The organism is Serratia sp. CY83965 (genome assembly GCF_052166375.1).
In the GTDB taxonomy this organism is placed as follows: Bacteria; Pseudomonadota; Gammaproteobacteria; order Enterobacterales; family Enterobacteriaceae; genus Serratia; species Serratia marcescens.
Map to the genome: position 1 here is coordinate 260407 of NZ_JBJNOV010000003.1, position 18158 is coordinate 278564.

General features: G+C 60.0%; 14 protein-coding genes, 1 tRNA gene and 1 other RNA gene. 9 read left to right on the forward strand and 7 right to left on the reverse strand.

The window, feature by feature from the left end; all coding sequences use genetic code 11:
- The first annotated feature begins 45 nt into the window (after positions 1-45).
- Both ACJ8PL_RS09155 and ACJ8PL_RS09160 read left to right on the forward strand, forming a co-directional pair.
- On the forward strand, positions 46-1203 hold the full coding sequence (locus ACJ8PL_RS09155; RefSeq protein ID WP_049300463.1) for a tail fiber domain-containing protein: 1158 nt from the start codon (positions 46-48) through the stop codon (positions 1201-1203).
- Entirely contained in the window at positions 1200-3221 is a 2022-nt protein-coding gene (locus tag ACJ8PL_RS09160) for a phage tail fiber protein (protein WP_075205920.1), read from the forward strand. Before ACJ8PL_RS09155 ends, ACJ8PL_RS09160 begins: the two co-directional genes overlap by 4 nt.
- Before the next feature lie 153 nt (positions 3222-3374).
- Here the strand turns inward: ACJ8PL_RS09160 and ACJ8PL_RS09165 are convergent, their stop codons facing one another.
- From ACJ8PL_RS09165 to ttrS, 3 genes are all read right to left on the reverse strand, one after another.
- Positions 3375-3617: a DinI family protein gene (locus ACJ8PL_RS09165; protein WP_004935803.1), complete on the reverse strand. Its 243-nt coding sequence runs from the start codon at positions 3615-3617 to the stop codon at positions 3375-3377.
- Positions 3618-3708: 91 nt separating this feature from the next.
- Complete coding sequence (ttrR, locus tag ACJ8PL_RS09170) at positions 3709-4308, reverse strand: tetrathionate respiration response regulator TtrR (protein WP_079450274.1); 600 nt, start codon at positions 4306-4308, stop codon at positions 3709-3711.
- A complete protein-coding gene (gene ttrS, locus ACJ8PL_RS09175; protein ID WP_239044589.1) occupies positions 4283-6001 on the reverse strand; it encodes a tetrathionate respiration histidine kinase TtrS in 1719 nt (572 codons plus the stop codon). Before ttrS ends, ttrR begins: the two co-directional genes overlap by 26 nt.
- A gap of 229 nt (positions 6002-6230) precedes the next feature.
- On the opposite strand from ttrS, the gene ttrB reads away from it, so the two are divergent.
- Genes ttrB through ttrA form a run of 3 tightly spaced genes read left to right on the forward strand, consistent with a single transcriptional unit; the run spans position 6231 to position 11054 of the window.
- On the forward strand, positions 6231-6968 hold the full coding sequence (ttrB, locus tag ACJ8PL_RS09180) for a tetrathionate reductase subunit TtrB (RefSeq protein ID WP_049300466.1): 738 nt from the start codon (positions 6231-6233) through the stop codon (positions 6966-6968).
- Positions 6965-7990, forward strand: a complete 1026-nt coding sequence (gene ttrC / locus ACJ8PL_RS09185) for a tetrathionate reductase subunit TtrC (protein ID WP_442531085.1) — start codon at positions 6965-6967, stop codon at positions 7988-7990. The genes ttrB and ttrC overlap by 4 nt, the downstream gene beginning before the upstream one ends.
- Positions 7983-11054, forward strand: a complete 3072-nt coding sequence (ttrA, locus tag ACJ8PL_RS09190) for a tetrathionate reductase subunit TtrA (protein WP_442531087.1) — start codon at positions 7983-7985, stop codon at positions 11052-11054. Before ttrC ends, ttrA begins: the two co-directional genes overlap by 8 nt.
- Positions 11055-11092: 38 nt before the next feature.
- On the opposite strand, the gene ACJ8PL_RS09195 is transcribed toward ttrA, so the two are convergent.
- Positions 11093-12001, reverse strand: a complete 909-nt coding sequence (locus ACJ8PL_RS09195; protein ID WP_016926961.1) for a LysR family transcriptional regulator — start codon at positions 11999-12001, stop codon at positions 11093-11095.
- A 125-nt stretch (positions 12002-12126) separates the two neighbouring features.
- Between ACJ8PL_RS09195 and mhbT the strand changes: the two genes are divergently transcribed.
- The 4 genes from mhbT to maiA are packed head-to-tail and all read left to right on the forward strand — an operon-like array spanning position 12127 to position 15914.
- On the forward strand, positions 12127-13476 hold the full coding sequence (gene mhbT / locus ACJ8PL_RS09200; RefSeq protein WP_115436306.1) for a 3-hydroxybenzoate transporter MhbT: 1350 nt from the start codon (positions 12127-12129) through the stop codon (positions 13474-13476).
- A gap of 18 nt (positions 13477-13494) precedes the next feature.
- Positions 13495-14532 carry a gentisate 1,2-dioxygenase gene (gene gtdA, locus ACJ8PL_RS09205; RefSeq protein WP_442531088.1) on the forward strand — a complete coding sequence of 346 codons (1038 nt, stop codon included), beginning with the start codon at positions 13495-13497 and terminating at the stop codon, positions 14530-14532.
- A 15-nt stretch (positions 14533-14547) separates the two neighbouring features.
- A complete protein-coding gene (locus ACJ8PL_RS09210; protein WP_025303616.1) occupies positions 14548-15249 on the forward strand; it encodes a fumarylacetoacetate hydrolase family protein in 702 nt (233 codons plus the stop codon).
- 20 nt (positions 15250-15269) lie between these two features.
- Complete coding sequence (gene maiA, locus ACJ8PL_RS09215) at positions 15270-15914, forward strand: maleylacetoacetate isomerase (RefSeq protein ID WP_028127735.1); 645 nt, start codon at positions 15270-15272, stop codon at positions 15912-15914.
- A gap of 138 nt (positions 15915-16052) precedes the next feature.
- On the opposite strand, the gene ACJ8PL_RS09220 is transcribed toward maiA, so the two are convergent.
- From ACJ8PL_RS09220 to yejM, 3 genes are all read right to left on the reverse strand, one after another.
- Positions 16053-16182, reverse strand: a non-coding RNA gene (locus ACJ8PL_RS09220) — RtT sRNA.
- A 34-nt stretch (positions 16183-16216) separates the two neighbouring features.
- Positions 16217-16293, reverse strand: a tRNA-Pro gene (locus ACJ8PL_RS09225).
- Positions 16294-16371: 78 nt separating this feature from the next.
- Positions 16372-18153 carry an LPS biosynthesis-modulating metalloenzyme YejM gene (gene yejM / locus ACJ8PL_RS09230; RefSeq protein ID WP_016926966.1) on the reverse strand — a complete coding sequence of 594 codons (1782 nt, stop codon included), beginning with the start codon at positions 18151-18153 and terminating at the stop codon, positions 16372-16374.
- Positions 18154-18158: the final 5 nt, after the last annotated feature.

The following is an 18158-nucleotide window of genomic DNA, read 5'->3' on the forward strand; positions in this document are numbered from 1 at the left end:
CACCTCCGTAACGAGGTTTTATCAGGCTAATTCAGGAGGATACTTATGCCAGCAGGCACTCTCACCCTAACGAGTAATTCCATAATAGTAAAAGGTACCGGAACGGCCTTTAATACCGAATTAAAATCCGGTGATTTCATCGTGAGCGTGGTCGGCGGCGTCACCTATACGCTGCCGGTGAAAACCGTTGATAACGCCACGCAGGCCACGCTGATTAAAGCCTATGATGGCCCAACGCAGGCGGGCGCAGCATGGTATGCCGTTCCGCGCGACGCGATGAACGTCATCACCGCCCAACTGGCCGCTGAGACGGCCAAAGCCCTGCGTGGGCTGAACCTCGATAAAGAGAACTGGCAGCAGGTCTTCAGCAATACCGGAAATATTACCGTTAAGTTGCCGGATGGCAGCACCTATAGCGGCCCGGCCTGGAATAATATTTCAGCTTCACTCAATAATAAGTTAGACAAGACGATTAGCGCTGCCCAGGAAATTAAAGGTTCACTGTCTTTACAGGGTTCTTTGGTGACAGGGCAAACGGCAAACCTTGACGTTGGGGGATATTCACGCTTCCGTAAGTCAACGACATTTGATGATACAATTTTTTCTCCTAAAGGACTCATTGCTGATGGGGGAAATAATGAATCTCCCTCAGTCATCTGTCATCGCACATCGACCGCCATGGCTGGGCAAGTAACAGGAGGGACTTTTTTATCAACGCTGAAGCAAAACGGTTTGAAAACCGCGATGGTCATGGCGTTACGTCGCGAGATTGGCATTGAAGACTATGGGTATATTTCATATCAGGACTATGTCGGGAATTGGCATGAGGCTCGCTGGTTGGCTAGCGGGAACATTAATAACATGACAGGAAGTTGGGTGACCGGGTCCGATCTTCGAATAAAAACTGACATTGAAGTTATTAATGATCCTATTTCCCTTGTTCGAGGCTTGAAGCTTTATTCTTTCAATCGTGATGGCAAGCCACAGATAGGTGGAATTGCTCAGGAAATTGAAAAGACGATGCCGTTATTAATCAGTGATGGCGGATCTATCACATTAAAAGATGGTAGAAATATCGAAAAAGTAAAATCCGTCGATTATTCAACGCTGGGATATGTGGCCCTGGCCGCATTGAATCAGGCTCTGGATAGAATCGATCGCCAGGATGAATTAATCAAAGAACTTATGGAGAAAGTACAATGACATTAATCAGCGGCGTATTAAAAGGCCCTTACGGCGATCCTCGCTCCGGCGTAACCATTACCCTGCGCGCAGTCAGAACCTCGTCAACGGTCCTGAGCTTGGCTAAATCACAATCAGTGACGGATGATAGCGGTAAATATTCCCTACCCGTGGAGCCGGGCGCTTACGAGGTCATCATCTCGGTGTATGGCGCGCAGCCGGAGCGAGTGGGGGCTATCGAGGTTTATAACGATTCGCTGCCCGGCACGCTCAATGATTTCCTGCGTCGGCCAGGGGAAAGCGATATCACGCCGGAGATTGTGCAGACCGTCGATCGTCTGCGTGCTGAAGCGGCAGCGTCCGCCGACAAGGCTTCTTCCTCTGCTGCTGCGGCAAAAGTGAGCGAGCAAAATGCGGCGAAGAGCGCCGCTCAGGTGGTGACCGCCTTTGATAATGTGCGCTTTAAGCTGCCGGAGAACAATACCAGTACCTCTGCCTGGTTCCTGCTGGGGCAGTTTAAAAATGCGGGGCAAAATGGCGTAGGCGTTGCCCTCAATTTTTATGGTTCAAATGGTTTTAACGGTTTTACTTATAACGCGGGCATGTCACGTCTGATGTTGAGAACGGGCAATCAGAGCGCCAGCGATTCGACCAACAAGGTCAACCGTATCGGTGGCACCTTTATTAACGATACCGGAACGGCGATCTTGGATATTCAGGTTATTGAATCTAGCCGAGATAATTATGATATCTATTTGAAAATTAATGCATTTTCACTCAATTGCTGGTATACGGTTGAGCAAATCACCTACGCGAACGCTGCCGGCCTGCGCTGGGAGCATAAGGCGGTAAAACAATCGGTGGAACCGGTCGGGGTGATGAAAGTTGATATGCGTACGGGCGTTTCGTTCTCGCAATCCCAGGCGTTGCCCGAATATGCCACGGTCGCCCAATCTGCTATCGCCGGTTTTGGGATCGGGCCGGTTCATACTGAGGATGCATTCGCGAAGGATAATAAATCTTCCATTCAGCGCTACACGGTGGCGACGGCCAATCGGCCGGGCAATGTGTCTGGGGGGCTATTAACGCTGCCGGTGGATGGCGGACCGTCGTGCGCGTATTTTGCCACATCGGTTTCGCGGCAGGCCTGGGTGGGGAGTTCCTCTACCGCATTGCCTTCGACCATCACGTGGTCGCGGTTATTCAGCTCGTCCGATCAACCCACTGTCGCAGACATTCCAAACCTGAAGGACTGGGGGTTGAGTAAAGGCGTGACGGCGGCGAGTAAAGGCAACTTCAATGCGCAAATGCAAAGCCGGCGCGGTTATGTGAGCACGGATCCCATTGGCAACCCCTTCAAAGACGTTGGCACATATTTCCTCGATACGCGCTCATGGGCGGTGACGCAGGCGGGAACCGACGACAGCTATCGAACGGTGCAAACCTGTTACGGCTATGGCGTGAGTGCTGCACAGACGGGAAAAATTGCCGTGCGCAGCTGGAATGGCACCGCGTTTACCCCCTGGGTTTGGATGTGGTCGGAAGCCAACACCACGGTTGACGGCAACGGTTTTATCAAGAAAGCCTCGCCGATCGCGAGATTGTCCGCGGCACCCGAGCATATGCAGGCTGACTATCTGGACGGCGGCTTTGCGCTGGCCGGCTGTGTCGCCGTTAACGGTGAGGCGACGGGGGTGAGCGCAGAGCGAATCTCCACCGGCGTTTATCAGTTGAGTGGTTCGCTGGGGTTGGCAAAGGAGGGCTGGACCATCGAAGTACCGCAGGACGTGAACGGCAACCGCCTGTGCTTTGTAGAAACCGCCACCGACAGCGACGGCGTTATTACGGTGAAAATCAGCAAACGCCGTTTTGACATCGATACCGCGACGGTCGTGGCCGGCGAAGCGATGGATATTCCTGAAGGGCGCTGGATCGATCTGCGCCTCGCCATGCCGGCGCGTGAAGAGGTGGAGGTGTTGCCGCCGGACGCGCTGGTATCAAACGATGACGTGTCATCGGAAACCAACGCGGTTTCATAAATAAAGTGGATGCCAGGTAAATGCCGGTGCAGTAGGTTATTGGCCGCCTATTGCATCGGCGCCGGCATTATCACCGAGAGGCTCGGGCAAACACGCTGCCCGTTCTGCCCGGCAAGGTTCCCGCTGAGTGGGAGTCAATAGCGTTGCTGCCCGTCAAATATCAGTGACCAGCCACTGATCCGCTTCTTCGAACATCTCTTCCAACATTCGGTTCAGCTTCTCACGATCGCTTTTGCTGGCGTCGGAGTTCAGGCCGTTGGCCTGCATCGGTTTTACGCGCACGTCAGCTTCCGGAAACAACGCATGCACGCGTTTTTCCAGCTCGTTGCGAATAATCTCGGCGGCGTTGGGCAGCCCAGCGACGTTGCGTTTGTCGTACACCAATTCTACAAACATGACTCACCTGTAAACACTGATTTAATGTACAGTATTCTGGCCTGAGGAAGACCGGTTGGCAAGAGGGCGCGCGGAATTTTGCCTGATGCGATCATTCTTGCGCGGCGTGCGGTAAAACCTGCAGCTGAATCACCAATTCCGCCAGGCTGGCGGCCTGCATTTTCTCCATCACTTTTGCCCGGTGGACCTCTACGGTGCGCAGGGCGATATTCAACCGTTCCGCCATTTCTTTGTTCATCATGCCTCGCACCACCAACTGCGCGATGTCGCGTTCTTTCGGCGTGAGCGTGCGGTAACGGCCGCAAGTTTCATGGCGTCGCCAGGCTTTGGCCGAGACTTGCTGCGCCCGTTCGAGGGCGGCGATCAGCGGTTCAGCGGCGATCGGTTTTTGCAGGAAATCCACCGCGCCGTACTTCATCTGCTCCACCGCCATCGGCACGTCGCCATGGCCGGACAGGAACACCACCGCCAGCGTGCTGCCACGGCGGCGCAGCTCAGCGTAGGCCTGATGCCCATCGAGTATCGGCATCCGCATGTCCAGCAAGACGATCCCGGTCTGAAACAGATCGGCCTGCGCCAAAAAGCCGGCGCTGTCATTCCAGCATTGCACGTCGTGGCCGAGGCTGGTCAGCAAAAAATGGCAGGCGTCGGTGACGGCGACGTCATCATCCACCAGATGAATTAGCGACATGGTTTTCCTCATCGTTCAATATGAAATGCAGGGTTACGCACAGCCCCTTGCGGCTGTCGGGGGCGAGGCGGTTAGCCAGCAGGATCTCGCCGCCGCCATAGCGGGCCAGGCGCCGGCAAATGGCCAACCCCAGCCCCATGCCGCCGGCTTTGGTGGTGTTGAAGGGGCGAAAAGCCTGTTCCAGCCCGGCCGCACTCATCCCACCCGCGTTGTCCTGCAGATGCAACTCGATCGCCCGTTCGCTCTGGACGGCGGAAAGCCAGACGGCGTTGGCCCCGGCCTGCGCCGCATTCAGCAGCAGGTTCGCCAGCAGCTGTTCCAGCAGCGCCGGCGGCAGGATTAGCGTCAGCGAAGGTGCCACATTGTTGAACAACGTCAGGTCGGGATAGCGCTGCGTCAGGCGCAACAGTGTCCACACCCGCTCGGCGGTTTCGCTCACCGCGATGGGGCGCCAGCTCGCTCTGTCTCCCTTCTCGCTGGGGGACTGGACCCACTGGCGCAGGTTATGAATCGTCTCGCCGCCGCGCTGCGCCTGCCGGTCGATATTTTCAAGCGGCGTCAGCAGCGGGTGCCCGGCGTCCGTTTTGCGCAGTTGGATCAGGCACCCCTGCGCATAGTGGCGAATAGCCGCCAGCGGTTGATTGAGCTCGTGTGCGAAGCCGGAGGCCATTTCCCCCAATACGTTCAGCTGTCTGGCATTCTCCAGCGCCTGCTCCTGTCGCCGCAGTTGCTCTCCGGCATGAAGCAACTGCCGCCCGCGCCGGCGTACCAGCAGCGCGATCCAGATATGGTTGACGATCAACAGCGCCAGCACCGCCAGCGACAGGCCGACGGCCGTCTGATGCTGGATCAGCCAGCTCTTGATGTCCAGCCACAGCCGCCGCTGTTCCGGGTGTTGGTTGACGGCGCGCAGCAAGGCTTCCACCTCGCTGGTCGAGGCCGGGGCGCCCCACAGGAAGGGAGATTGCGGTGGGGCGGTCAGCAAGGCTCTTGCCACCGCATCCACCAGTGAGTTATCCAGACCGGGCAGGGCGGCGAACGACCAGTTGGGGTAAAGCGGCGTGCTGGTGACGCAGGGAACCGATGTGGGCCGTTGCAACAGCGGGCGAAAATCCGCTGGGTTGATCAGGCCTTCCCGATCCATTTTCTCCAGCAAACAGACGGGAACGATGGCGGCCTGAATGGCGCGCTCGCGCAGCAGATAGAGCAGGGCATCGGCAGGAAAACCGGTAAAGCGCAGGTGAAAATCGCGCTCGGGCCGTATGCCGGCGTCGCTGAGCGCCTTATAACCGGTCAGATAGCCGCCGAAGGCCTGCGGATCGATGGCGCCCACCGTTTTGCCCATCAGCGCCTGCGGCGTCGTAATGCCGCTGTCGCGCCGCACCAAAATCACGCTGCCGATGATGTTACCCGTTGCCCGATCGCCGTTGGCGGCGCGCAACGACGCCAGCCAGCGCAGATGATAGTGGTTGTTCAACTGCACGAACTGCGCCGGATTAGTGACCACGAACTGCACGCTGCCCCGATTGACCGCTTCGCGCATCTGCGCCAGATCGAGCGGCTGCAGGCGGAAGCGTTCACCGCCGACGCTGCCGTTGAGACTGTCGATCAGCGGCTGCCAGTCACGCGCGGTCGCCGCATCGCCGCGCATCGCCAGCACGCCGACCGACCACTCTCCCGCCTGTGCCGCCATACCCCAGCCGAGACTGAACAGCAGTAATAACACGACCCTCACAGCCCCTCCTGATGGGCAATCTGCCTGCCGTCACTTGTTTTAGATCAACGTTAGGTTCGGTATGTGGTTAACCACAATAGAGCTGAGCCCAATGTCATTTTTACACTGTAAATCATCGACATTGTTTATTCATCTAACGGGCATCAATAGCGTGATCGGGGTGATGCCCAGGACGTGGGAGAGGCGCATGGATTTCGGTAAACGGCAGTTTTTACAGCGGCTGGGCGTGTTGACGGCGGGGGCTTCGCTGATCCCCGTGGCGGAGGCCGGGCTGACGTTAGCGCCGACGCGGCGCGAGGGGGATGCGAGCCGCCGTTACGCGATGCTGATCGATCTGCGGCGCTGCGTAGGGTGCCAGGCTTGTACCGTGAGCTGCGCCATTGAAAACCAGACGCCGCACGGTGAGTTCCGCACCACGGTAAACCAGTACCAGGTCAGCCTCGAAGGCGAATCCGTCGCGACCAACGTGCTGCTGCCCAGGCTGTGCAACCACTGCGACAACCCGCCCTGCGTGCCGGTATGCCCGGTACAGGCCACCTTCCAGCGCGAGGACGGGATCGTGGTGGTCGACAACAAACGCTGCGTGGGTTGCGCCTATTGCGTGCAGGCCTGCCCGTACGATGCCCGTTTTATCAATCACGCCACCCAAACGGCGGACAAATGCACCTTCTGCGCGCACCGGCTGGAAGCGGGATTGCTGCCGGCGTGCGTGGAGTCGTGCGTGGGTGGGGCGCGGATCATCGGCGATATGCGCGATCCGCACAGCACGCTGAGCAAGCTGCTGCGGCGCCACGAGGCCGAGATCAAGGTCCTCAAGCCGGAGAACCAAACCGCGCCCCACGTGTTTTATCTGGGGCTGGATGACGCCTTTGTCACGCCGCTGCCGGGGCGGGCGCAGGTCGCCTTATGGGGGGAGGGACGATGAGCCGCCAACTGATGATCGCAGAAGTACTGAGCCAGCCGCAGGCAGTGAGCTGGCTGCCGTGGGCCGTGCAATATTTCTTCTTTATCGGCATCGCCGCCTGCGCCGCGCTGCTGGCCTGCGTGTGGCGCTGGCGCGGAGGGGACAACGCCGCACGCCTGGAGCGTGCGGCGCTGTTTATCGGGCTGACGTGCGCCATCACCGCGCCGCTGGCGTTGACCGCCGACCTGCATCAAACCGCCCGCTTTTGGCATTTCTACGCCTACCCGACGCCCTGGTCGTGGATGCCGTGGGGCGCGCTATTCTTGCCGCTGTTTACCCTGCTGATCGGCCTGTGGTTTATCGCGATTGAATTTACGCGGCTGACGGGCAGACCGGTTGCGCTGCTGCGTGGGATCGCGCCCGCCTGCGCGCTGGTGGCTATCGGCCTGCTGTTGTACACCGGGCGAGAGGTTTCCATCGTGCGCGCCCGCCCAATCTGGTTCAGCTACGGATTTCCGATCGTGATGTTCCTCAGCGCGCTGCCGGCGCTCTTGGCTTTGCTGCTGCTGACATTGCGCGAACGGCCCGATCTGCAAGCGCCGCTGGCGCGTGCGATGTTGCTGACGTTGCTGCTGCTTGGCGGGGCGATCCTGCTGTGGGGATGCGGCGATACGTTATCCGGCGCGGCGGTACGCCACTGGCTGCAGACGCAGGCGATGGCGCGCCGGTACGCCGCGGGATGGATTGCGCTGTGGGGGCTGACGCTGGCCTGCGCCGCCTGGACCGGCTATCGGCGCTTGCCGCGCGGCGGCGCGCCGCTGCTGGTGGCCGGCGCACTGGGGCTGAGCTGGCTGATGCGCTGGACGCTGTTGATCGAGGTACAAACCATTCCGAAATACAACGCGTCTAACTCCCCTTATAGCCTGCCGCTCGGCACCGACGGTTTGCTGGCGATCGTCGGCACCTTCGGGTTGTGGCTGGCGTTAATGATCATGGTGCGTGAAGCACAGGCGTTTTTACTGCGGAGAAAACAACATGGCTAAATTCACCCGGCGTCAGTGGTTGAAAGTGGGCCTGGCCTTCGGCGGATTGTCCGCTTTCGGCCTGAGCTATCGCGAAGTCGCCAAACGGGCGATTGACGGCTTGATTCACGGCACTTCAGGGCGGGTGACTCTGGATCGTATCTACGGCAACTCCCTGCCGCCCGAAGGACGGGCAATGCCGGAGTGGCAAGGCAATCCGCAGCAGGCCATCTCGATGACCCAATGTTTCGGTTGCTGGACGCAATGCGGCGTGCGGGTACGGGTGGACAGGCAGACCGACCGGGTATTGCGCATTGCCGGCAACCCGTACCATCCGCTGTCTCAGGAACGGCACGTCGACTCTGCGTTGCCGCTGCAGGACGCGTTGGCGCAGCTGGGCGGCGAAAGCGGCCTCGACGCCCGCTCCACCGCCTGCGCGCGCGGCGCCACGTTGCTGGAGGGGCTTTACAGCCCGCTGCGCGTGCTGGAGCCGATGAAGCGCGTCGGCAAGCGCGGCGAGGGCAAGTGGCAACGCATCAGCTTTGAGCAGTTGATCGCCGACGTGGTGGAAGGCGGCGATCTGTTCGGCGAGGGGCATGTGGACGGCCTGCGGGCGATCCGCGATCTGGAGACGCCGATCGATGCCCGACGGCCGGGGCTGGGGCCGAAAGCCAACCAGCTATTGGTGACCAACGCCGGTGACGACGGGCGCGATAGCTTCCTGCGGCGCTTTGCCCAGAACAGTTTCGGCAGCAAAAACTTCGGCGCGCACGGCGCTTACTGCGGGCTGGCCTACCGTGCCGGTTCCGGCGCGTTGATGAACGATCTGGACAAGAACCCGCATGTGAAACCCGACTGGGAACAGGTCGAATTCGCACTGTTTATGGGGACTTCGCCGGCGCAGTCCGGCAACCCGTTCAAGCGCCAGGCTCGGCAACTGGCCAGCGCCAGATTGCGCAGCGAGTTCCGTTATGCGGTGGTGGCGCCGGCGCTGCCGCTGACCACCACGTTGGCGGACGATCATGGCCATTGGATCCCGATATTGCCGGGCACCGACACGGCGCTGGCGATGGCGATGATCCGTTGGATCCTCGACAACCGGCGTTATCAGGCCGCTTATCTCGCCATCCCGTCGGAGGCCGCCATGCAACGCGCCGGCGAGAAGAGCTGGACCAACGCCACGCATCTGGTGATCGCCGAGAACGAGCATCCGCGCGCGGGGCAGCATTTGACGCTGGCCGATCTGAACGGCGCCGGGTCGGCGTCGCCGCTGGTGGTCAACGGCGCGGGTGAGCTGGTGGCGGCCGAGACGTGCGACAGCGCAGAGCTGTGGGTAAGCCGTACGGTGACGCTGCACGATGGCGCGCAGGTGGGGGTGAAAAGCGGCTTCCAGTGTTTGAAAGAGGCCGCCGATAAGCTGTCGCCGGAGGCGTACAGCCGGCAATGCGGCGTGCCGGTGGCACGCATCGCGGCACTGGCCGAGGCTTTTACCGCCCACGGGCGCAAGGCGGCGGTGATCGCCCATGGCGGGATGATGGCGGCGAACGGGTTTTACAATACCTGGTCGGTGATGATGCTTAACGTGCTGATCGGCAACCTGAGCCTGGCGGGGGGCGTGTTCGTTGGCGGCGGTAAATTCAATGGCTTCGCCGAGGGGCCGCGCTATAACCTGGTCGAGTTTCCCGGCCTGGTAAAACCAAAGGGGCTGAATATCGCGCGCAGCAAGGCCGCCTATGAAACCTCTGACGAATACCGCGAAAAAGTGGCGGCGGGCGTTTCCCCCTGGCCGGCCAGGGCGCCCTGGTATCCGTTCGTCGCCGGGCAACTGACCGAACTGCTGACATCGGCGTTGGCGGGGTATCCGTACGGGCTGAAAGCCTGGATCTCGAACATGACCAACCCCTTGTACGGTATCGCCGGGTTGCGCGGCGTGGCGGAGGAACGATTGAAAGATCCGGCGCGTTTGCCGCTGTTTATCGCCATCGATGCGTTTATCAACGAAACGACGGCGCTGGCCGACTATATCGTCCCGGACACCCATAATTTTGAGAGCTGGGGGTTCAGCGCCCCCTGGGGCGGCGTCGCCAGCAAGGCCACTACCGCGCGCTGGCCGATAGTGACGCCGGCGACCGCGAAAACGGCGCAAGGGCAGCCGATTTCCATGGAGGCGTTTTGCATCGCCGTCGCTAAACGCCTGGCGCTGCCGGGGTTCGGCGATCGCGCTATCGGCGACGGTCAGGGCGGGCTGCTGCCGCTCAACCGCGCCGAGGATTATTATCTGCGCGCCGCCGCCAACGTGGCGTTTGCCGGCAAGGCGCCGGTGCCGGCCGTGAGGGCGGACGAACTGACGCTGAGCGGCGTCGATCGCTTGTTGCCGCAGCTTGCGCAGACGCTGCGCGCCGAGGAAATCGACCGCGTGGCGTTTATTTACAGCCGCGGCGGCCGATTCGCGGATCATGACAGCGGCCGCCGCGACGGCAGCGTGGGCAACCGCTGGGAGAAACCGCTGCAGATCTGGAATGCGGAAGTGGCGAAGCACCGGCATGCGATCACCGGCGAGCGCTTCAGCGGCTGCCCCACCTGCTATCCGGCGCGTTTGTCGGACGGCCGCGCGGTGGAAGCGCTCTACCCTGAACGGCAGTGGCCACTGCGCCTGATGTCCTTCAAATCCAATGTGATGAGCAGCTCTACCGCGGTGATCCGGCGCCTGCACGACGTGAAGTCGGTGAACCTGGTGGCGCTGAACCCGGCAGACGGGGCACGTTTCGGCATTCAACACGGCGACCGGGTGCGCATCAGCACGCCGGGCGGCAGTCGAGAGGCGCAGATCAGTTTACTGACGGGCGTGATGCCCGGCGTGATCGCGGTGGAACACGGCTACGGCCACCGGGAGATGGGGGCCAGTCAGCACTACCTGGACGGCGAACCGCTGGCGATGGATGAGCGCATCGCCGCCGGCATCAACCTCAACGATTTGGGCTTTGCCGATCCGACGCGCGAAGTGCCGAATACCTGGCTGGATTGGGTGACCGGTGCGGCGGTGCGTCAGGGGATCCCTGCGACCATCGTCAAGCTTTCCGCGTAGGCGCAGCCGTAAATCTGCTGTGGCTGCAGGTGGGGGTATTAAGCCTGCGTCAGCAGCTGCAAAAAGCGGCTCAGCGCGGCAAAAGGCGGTTCGCTGTTGCGCCAGAAGACGCCCACGCTGCCTTTCTGCTCTATCTTCGGCAGATTCAGGATCGCCAACTGCCCCTGGCTGGCATAACGCTGCGCCAGCCGTAGGGAAAGAATGGAGATCATATCGCTGCTTTGCAGCAGGTTGGTACTGACGTTCATGGATGCCGATTCAACCGTGTTTTCGGGCAGCATCACGCCGTTATCCGCCAGCGCATTATCAATGCTGAGGCGGATGGGCGTGCCGGTCGGCCAGACAATCCAGCGCCAGTGGGTGAGATCGTGCCAGGTGAGGGAGGCGAATTTTGCCAGCGGATGGTGAGGGCGGGCAACAAAGCATACCGGTTCGGTGTAGAGCACTTGATAGTTGAGCGGCAGTTGCAGCGCCCGCCCGCCAACGCGGCCCACGACGACGTCCACCGCGCCCGCGAGCAGATCGTGCAGCAGCGGGGTCATCACCTTTTCCTCAATATTGAGATGCAGCGTTGGCATTTCTTGCAGCAGGCTCAATATGGCCTGCGAAACGCAGTCGGTGGCGACCGGCGAACAGCCGATTTTCAGGCTTCCCACCAGCCCGCCTTGCTTAAAGCGGGCGATTTCAGACTGCGAACGCTCCAGATCATTGATCAAACGCTGCGCATGCTGAAGCAGCAATTTTCCCCCCTCGGAGGGGCGCAGCCCTTTGCTATGCCGCTCAAACAGCGTGATCCCAATCTCATCTTCGAGCTGTGACAACCATTTTGACAGAGCGGGTTGGGAGATGTTCATCATCCGGGCAACGTGGGTCAGATTTCCCTGCTCGCCCAACGCCACCAACATTTGCAGATGGTGAAGTTTCATTTTCTGCGCCCAGTTCGCCATTTGCTATAACCCTCCGGTTATGTCTCCGCCTGAAAAGCCATTGTACATTTTATCGCTAAGGATACAAATTCGTAACATACCTAAAACAAGACAGACATCTCCCTACCCGCACCGAGGCGCTCACTATGACTCAATGGCGTGATTTACAAGCTCTGATCGATGCTGCTCCCATCGGTAAGACGCAGTGGCGCGTTATCATCTGCTGCTTTTTGGTGGTGATGCTGGATGGTTTTGACACCGCCGCCATTGGTTTCATCGCACCCGACATCCGCGCCCAGTGGCAACTGACCGCCGGTGAACTGGCGCCGCTGTTTGGCGCGGGGCTGCTGGGGTTGACAGCGGGTGCACTGCTTTGCGGCCCGCTTGCTGATCGCTTTGGCCGCAAGCGTGTCATCGAGCTTTGCGTGGCGCTGTTTGGCGCGCTGAGCCTGATTTCGGCCTTCTCCCCCGATCTGTCAACGCTGGTCGTTTTGCGTTTTCTCACCGGCCTGGGGTTGGGGGGCGCGATGCCGAACACCATCACGATGACCTCTGAATATCTGCCCGCTCGCCGCCGTGGCGCGCTGGTCACGCTGATGTTCTGCGGTTTCACGCTCGGTTCAGCCCTGGGCGGGATCGTCAGCGCCCAACTGGTGCCGGTGATGGGGTGGCACGGCATTTTGGTGCTCGGTGGCGTTTTGCCGCTGATACTCTTTGTGGTGCTGCTGTTTGCCCTGCCGGAATCCCCGCGCTGGCAGGTTCGCCGCCAACTGCCGCACAAGGTGATTGCCAAAACGGTCAGCGCCATCACCCGAGAGTGCGATGAAGAAACCCATTTTTATCTGAGCGAAGCCGCCACGGCGGCCAAAGGCAGCATCAGCCCGCTGTTTGCCGGCCGCCAGTTGCGTATCACCCTTATGCTCTGGGCGGTTTTTTTTATGAGCATGCTGATCATCTACCTGCTCTCCAGTTGGTTGCCGACGCTGCTTAACCACCGCGGTATTGATCTGCAGCATGCCTCCTGGGTGACCGCCGCTTTCCAGATGGGGGGCACGGTGGGGGCGCTGGGGCTGGGCGCGTTGATGGACAAATACAATCCCTTCCGGGTCTTGGCGGTGAGCTACGCCTTAGGCGCCGTCTGTATCGCCATGATTGGCCTGAGTGAGAACGGCCTATGGCCGATGGCGCTGGCGATCTTCGGCACCGGCATCGGCATCAGCGGTTCGCAGGTTGGGCTGAATGCCTTGACCGCCACGCTCTATCCGACGCAAAGCCGGGCGACCGGCGTCAGCTGGTCCAATGCCATTGGCCGCTGCGGCGCGATTGTCGGCTCGCTTGCCGGCGGCGTGATGATGGCGATGAATTTCTCATTCGATACGCTATTTTTCATTATTGCCGTGCCGGCGGCGATCAGTACGGTGATGTTAATGCTGCTGACGGCTGTCGTTCGCCAGTCTGCCCCAGCCCCTGATACGTTGCCTCGCGCAGCGTCGTGAATGAAAAGGAGAATCCCTATGCCTGAACGCAATCAGGATGTTAATCCCAGCCGCCAGCAGTTCTACCGGCATATTTCAGGGCAGAACCTGACCCCATTGTGGGAGTCGCTGCACCATTTGGTGCCGCCGACGCCGAATGCAAACTGCGCCCCGGCTTACTGGAACTATCAGGCGATTCGCCCGCATCTGCTGGCCAGCGGCGAGTTGATTGGCGCCAAAGAGGCGGTTCGCCGCGTGCTGGTGCTGGAAAACCCGATGCTGCGCGGACAGACCTCCATTACCCCGACGCTGTATGCCGGATTGCAGTTGATCATGCCGGGCGAAGTCGCGCCGAGCCATCGCCATAATCAGTCGGCATTGCGGTTTATCGTCGAAGGGAAAGGGGCATTTACCGCCGTTGACGGTGAACGTACGCAAATGCATGAAGGCGACTTCATTTTGACGCCGCAGTGGCGCTGGCACGATCACGGTAATCCCGGCGAGGAGCCGGTGGTATGGCTGGACGGGCTGGATTTGCCGCTGGTGAACCTGCTGGGTTGCGGTTTCGCGGAAGACTATCCGCAAGAGCAGCAGCCCGTGACGCGCCAGGAGGGGGATTATTTACCGCGCTATGCGGCCAATATGCTGCCGCTGCGCCACCAGAAAGGCAACTCATCGCCCATTTTCAACTACCGCTACGATCGCAGCCGGGAAGCGCTGCATGACCTCACCCGCATGGGGGACGCCGACGAATGGGAAGGGTACAAGATGCGCTACGCCAACCCGGTGACCGGCGGCTACCCCATGCCCTCGATGGGCGCCTTCCTGCAGCTGCTGCCGAAAGGCTTTTCCTCACGGAAAGCGCGAACCACGGACAGCACCATTTATCACGTGGTGGAAGGGCGCGGTCAGGTCAGCATCGGCAGCGAAACCCTTCACTTTTCGGCAAAAGATATCTTCGTGGCGCCGACCTGGTTCGACGTGTCGTTCCAGGCGGACGAAGACACCGTGTTATTCAGTTTTTCGGACCGGCCGGTTCAGGAAGCTCTGGGACTGTTCCGTGAAGCACGTTATTAATTTGGGAGAGACAAAATGACGCAATACGTATTTGCACCGCAAGCCCCCGTGACGGTTCCTGTCGTGGGGAGTGATAAACAGTTTCCCGTGCGCCGTGTCTACTGCGTCGGGCGCAACTATGCCGCGCATGCCCGCGAAATGGGCTTTGACCCGGATCGTGAGCCGCCGTTTTTCTTCTGCAAGCCTGCCGATGCGGTGGTGCCGGTGGCGGCCGGCGAAACGCTGGCGTTGCCGTATCCGTCGCAAACCGACAACTATCACTACGAAATCGAACTGGTGGTGGCGATTGGTAAACGGGGGAGCGATATTCCGCTGGAAAAGGCGCATGAATACATTTGGGGATATGCCACAGGCCTGGACATGACCCGCCGCGATCGGCAGATGGACATGCGTCAGATGGGGCGCCCATGGGAAATCGGCAAGTCGTTCGATCTTTCTGCGCCCATCGCGCCATTGCATAAAGCCGGCGACAGCGCAGACGTGAACAACGCGCCTATCTGGCTGCAGGTCAACGGCAGCGATCGCCAGCGCAGCGATATCCGCCATCTGATCTGGTCGGTGAATGAAACCATCAGCTATCTGTCCGGCTTTTTTGAGCTGCAGCCCGGCGATCTGATTTTTACCGGCACGCCGGAAGGGGTAGGCGCGGTGGTGAAAGGCGATGTGATTACCGGCAATGTAGAGGGGCTAACCCCTATCGCCGTGAAGATTGTCTGAGGCCGATTCAGAGGTGAATGATGAAGCTGTACAGTTTTTTTAATAGCTCAGCCTCCTATCGCGTGCGCATTGCGCTGGCGCTGAAAGGCCTCCATTACCAGACGGTGGGGGTCAATATTCGCATCGGGCAGCAGAATGAGCTGGCTTATCGGCGCATGAACCCGGTCGGGCTGGTGCCGACGCTGCTCACGGACGACGGCGAGTCTCTCAGCCAGTCGCTGGCGATTACCGACTGGCTGGATCGCCATTTCCCTCAGTCGCCGCTGTTGCCGGCGGCCGATCCGGCGCGCAGCAGGGTACTGGAAATCGTCTATGTCATTGCCTGTGATATTCACCCGGTCAATAACCTACGGGTGTTACGCTACCTGAGTGAAGAGCTGAAGGTGGGCGATGAAGAGAAAAAACGCTGGTATGCGCACTGGATCCGCCAAGGGCTGAGCGCCGTAGAACAGCTGTTGCTCCAGAGGCCGCCAGGCCCCTTCTGCGTTGGCGATACCCCGACGTTGGCGGATTGCTGCCTGATCCCTCAGTGGGCGAATGCCCTGCGGATGGGGTGCGATCTGAGCGGGTATCCGCGCTGTAAGGCGGTTTACGACGCCTGTACTCAGCTCCCGGCGTTCATCGCCGCGGCGCCCGAAAACCAACAAGACAAAATTTCAGCCTGAGCTTGATAAGGCGAAAGGCCGTCGTGAAAGCGAGGCGCGCAATGATCGTTGGGGGAGACAGTGGCGCAGCGGCTGCGCCCTCATCCTCTCGACGTGCAGACGAAAAAAACCTGCTGTTACAGCAGGTTTTCTTGAATTTGGTCGGCATGAGAGGATTATGCGCATCTTCGATGCTTGCCCTGCGGGCCGTTGCTAAAGCAACGTGGTCTCACTACGTTCGGCTCAAACCTCCTTCGGAGATTCTCATCCTCTCGACGTGCAGACGAAAAAAAACCTGCTGTTACAGCAGGTTTTCTTAAATTTGGTCGGCATGAGAGGATTCGAACCTCCGACCCCCGACACCCCATGACGGTGCGCTACCAGGCTGCGCTACATGCCGACGCTATGAAAAATCATACTACCGATTCCCGATGTTAATGCAAGCGCCTCGCCACTTGATTGCTTTAGTTTTAAGCAGTTAGTTGGCGATAAAGCGTTTTACATCGGTCAACACCTGCAACAGCAGAGCAAGCTGCGGTTTCTCGTCCTTTATCTCTTCGCCGTTCTGATCGTAGACGCGATAGTTACCGCTGTTGTCCAGCATCAGCGTTTGTGTCGGCGTGGTTATCACCAGCTGGTTGCCATCGCCGGTGGCGATCCAGTTGTTGCGGCGTTGGGCGGTGAACAGATCCTCGCCTTGCGAATAGTCTTTCGGCGCGGTTTTCACGTGCAACAGGCGTTGCATCAAGGTGCGCATGACGTCGTTATGGCCGGTCAGCTTGCTAATGGTCTGCGCTGGGGTGCCCGGCCAGTGGATCACCAACGGCACCTGTAGCTGCGCCTGGTTGAAGGCGGTGCCGGCGCCCCATTGGCCTTTGCCGCTGTCGTTGAACTCGACGCCGTGCTCGGCGGTGATTACCACCACGGTTTTATCCAGCAGGCCGCGCTGTTTCAGCGTGTCCAGCACCTGGGCTATCTGGGTATCCACATCTTGTGCGCCGGCGCGATAGCGCCGAATAAAGTCGGCCGGGACCGGTTTTTTGTCGCCTTCGGTCGGCTCGGCGCCGCTGAAGTTGATATAGGAGAACCACGGCTCTTTGCTACCCTGGTCTGCCAGCCAACGCTGCCATTGCTGGGTGGTCTGGGCGTCGCTTTGCGGCGCCGGCGTCGGCAGCGAGAAGTCGGTCAACAGGGCCTGGCGGTACAGGCTGGCATTGAAGCCATCGGAGGAGAACAGCCCCAGCTGGTAGCCCCGATCGCCGAGCGCATTGATCAGTGCTGACGGCTTGCGGCCGGCGAGCACGCTGTCCAGATAGGTCGGGGAAATGCCGTAGAACAGGCCGAACAGCCCGGTATCGGCATGGTTGCCCGAACTGTAATGATCGCTGAAACGCACGTTTTCCTGGGCGAAGCGGGTCAGGGTTGGCATGTCCTGCGCCACGTCTTTGGCGCGAATGCCGTCCACTACGATCATCAGCAGGTTATAGCCGCTGCCTTTATCGCCGTAGCTGAGATCGCTGAGCGGATACTCCACCGACACCGCCTCCGGGTTGCCCTGTTGCACCAGACGGCGCTCATACTCTTGCTGGTCGAGCAGGCCGTGTTTTTCGAGGAACTTGCGCGCGGTCATCGGGTACGAGAGCGGCAGGTTGGCCCGCTGCATGGTGATCGGGCGATAGAAGTTGGCGTCGGCCCAGATATAAATCAGGTGCGACGCGAAAAAGGCGCTGATAAACAGCGCCGCCAGCGGCTTGCCGAAGCGGCGGCGGTTCAGGCTGCGCAGCTTCTGCCAGCTCCAGGTGCCGAACAGCATCTCCACCAGGAAGATCACCGGCACGCAGATAAACATCAGCTGCCAGTCACGCGACAGTTCGCTTTGATCCGGGTTGACCACCAGATCCCACACCACCGGATTGAGGTGCAGGTGGAAATGGGAGAACACTTCGCTGTCGACCAGCAACAGCGTGAGCCCGATGGTGGCCAGCGCGGCGGAAATAAATCGCAGCAGCCGCTGCGACATCACCACGAAGGTGAGCGGGAAGATCACCAGCAAATAGCCGGCGAACACGATAAAGCTGAAATGCCCCAGCAGGCTGACAAAGGCATAGACCCGGCCCAGCAGGGATGCGGGCCAGTCGGTGACAAACAGGTAGCGGCTGCCCAGCCCAAGGGCGAGCAGGATGTTGAATAAGGCGAACCAGTGCCCCCAGCTGATCATCTGGGAGACTTTTTCACGATAACGCTGACGGTTTGTCACCATAAGTC

Bases quoted from the DNA above. Each gene is read 5' to 3' on its own strand.
- mhbT (WP_115436306.1), top strand. From the start codon at position 12,127: ATGACTCAATGGCGTGATTTACAAGCTCTGATCGATGCTGCTCCCATC.
- ACJ8PL_RS09165 (WP_004935803.1), bottom strand. From the start codon at position 3,617: ATGTTTGTAGAATTGGTGTACGACAAACGCAACGTCGCTGGGCTGCCC.
- ACJ8PL_RS09195 (WP_016926961.1), bottom strand. From the start codon at position 12,001: ATGGCGAACTGGGCGCAGAAAATGAAACTTCACCATCTGCAAATGTTG.
- gtdA (WP_442531088.1), top strand. From the start codon at position 13,495: ATGCCTGAACGCAATCAGGATGTTAATCCCAGCCGCCAGCAGTTCTAC.
- yejM (WP_016926966.1), bottom strand. From the start codon at position 18,153: ATGGTGACAAACCGTCAGCGTTATCGTGAAAAAGTCTCCCAGATGATC.
- maiA (WP_028127735.1), top strand. From the start codon at position 15,270: ATGAAGCTGTACAGTTTTTTTAATAGCTCAGCCTCCTATCGCGTGCGC.
- ttrC (WP_442531085.1), top strand. From the start codon at position 6,965: ATGAGCCGCCAACTGATGATCGCAGAAGTACTGAGCCAGCCGCAGGCA.
- ACJ8PL_RS09155 (WP_049300463.1), top strand. From the start codon at position 46: ATGCCAGCAGGCACTCTCACCCTAACGAGTAATTCCATAATAGTAAAA.
- ACJ8PL_RS09210 (WP_025303616.1), top strand. From the start codon at position 14,548: ATGACGCAATACGTATTTGCACCGCAAGCCCCCGTGACGGTTCCTGTC.
- ttrB (WP_049300466.1), top strand. From the start codon at position 6,231: ATGGATTTCGGTAAACGGCAGTTTTTACAGCGGCTGGGCGTGTTGACG.
- ttrR (WP_079450274.1), bottom strand. From the start codon at position 4,308: ATGTCGCTAATTCATCTGGTGGATGATGACGTCGCCGTCACCGACGCC.
- ttrS (WP_239044589.1), bottom strand. From the start codon at position 6,001: ATGGCGGCACAGGCGGGAGAGTGGTCGGTCGGCGTGCTGGCGATGCGC.
- ttrA (WP_442531087.1), top strand. From the start codon at position 7,983: ATGGCTAAATTCACCCGGCGTCAGTGGTTGAAAGTGGGCCTGGCCTTC.
- ACJ8PL_RS09160 (WP_075205920.1), top strand. From the start codon at position 1,200: ATGACATTAATCAGCGGCGTATTAAAAGGCCCTTACGGCGATCCTCGC.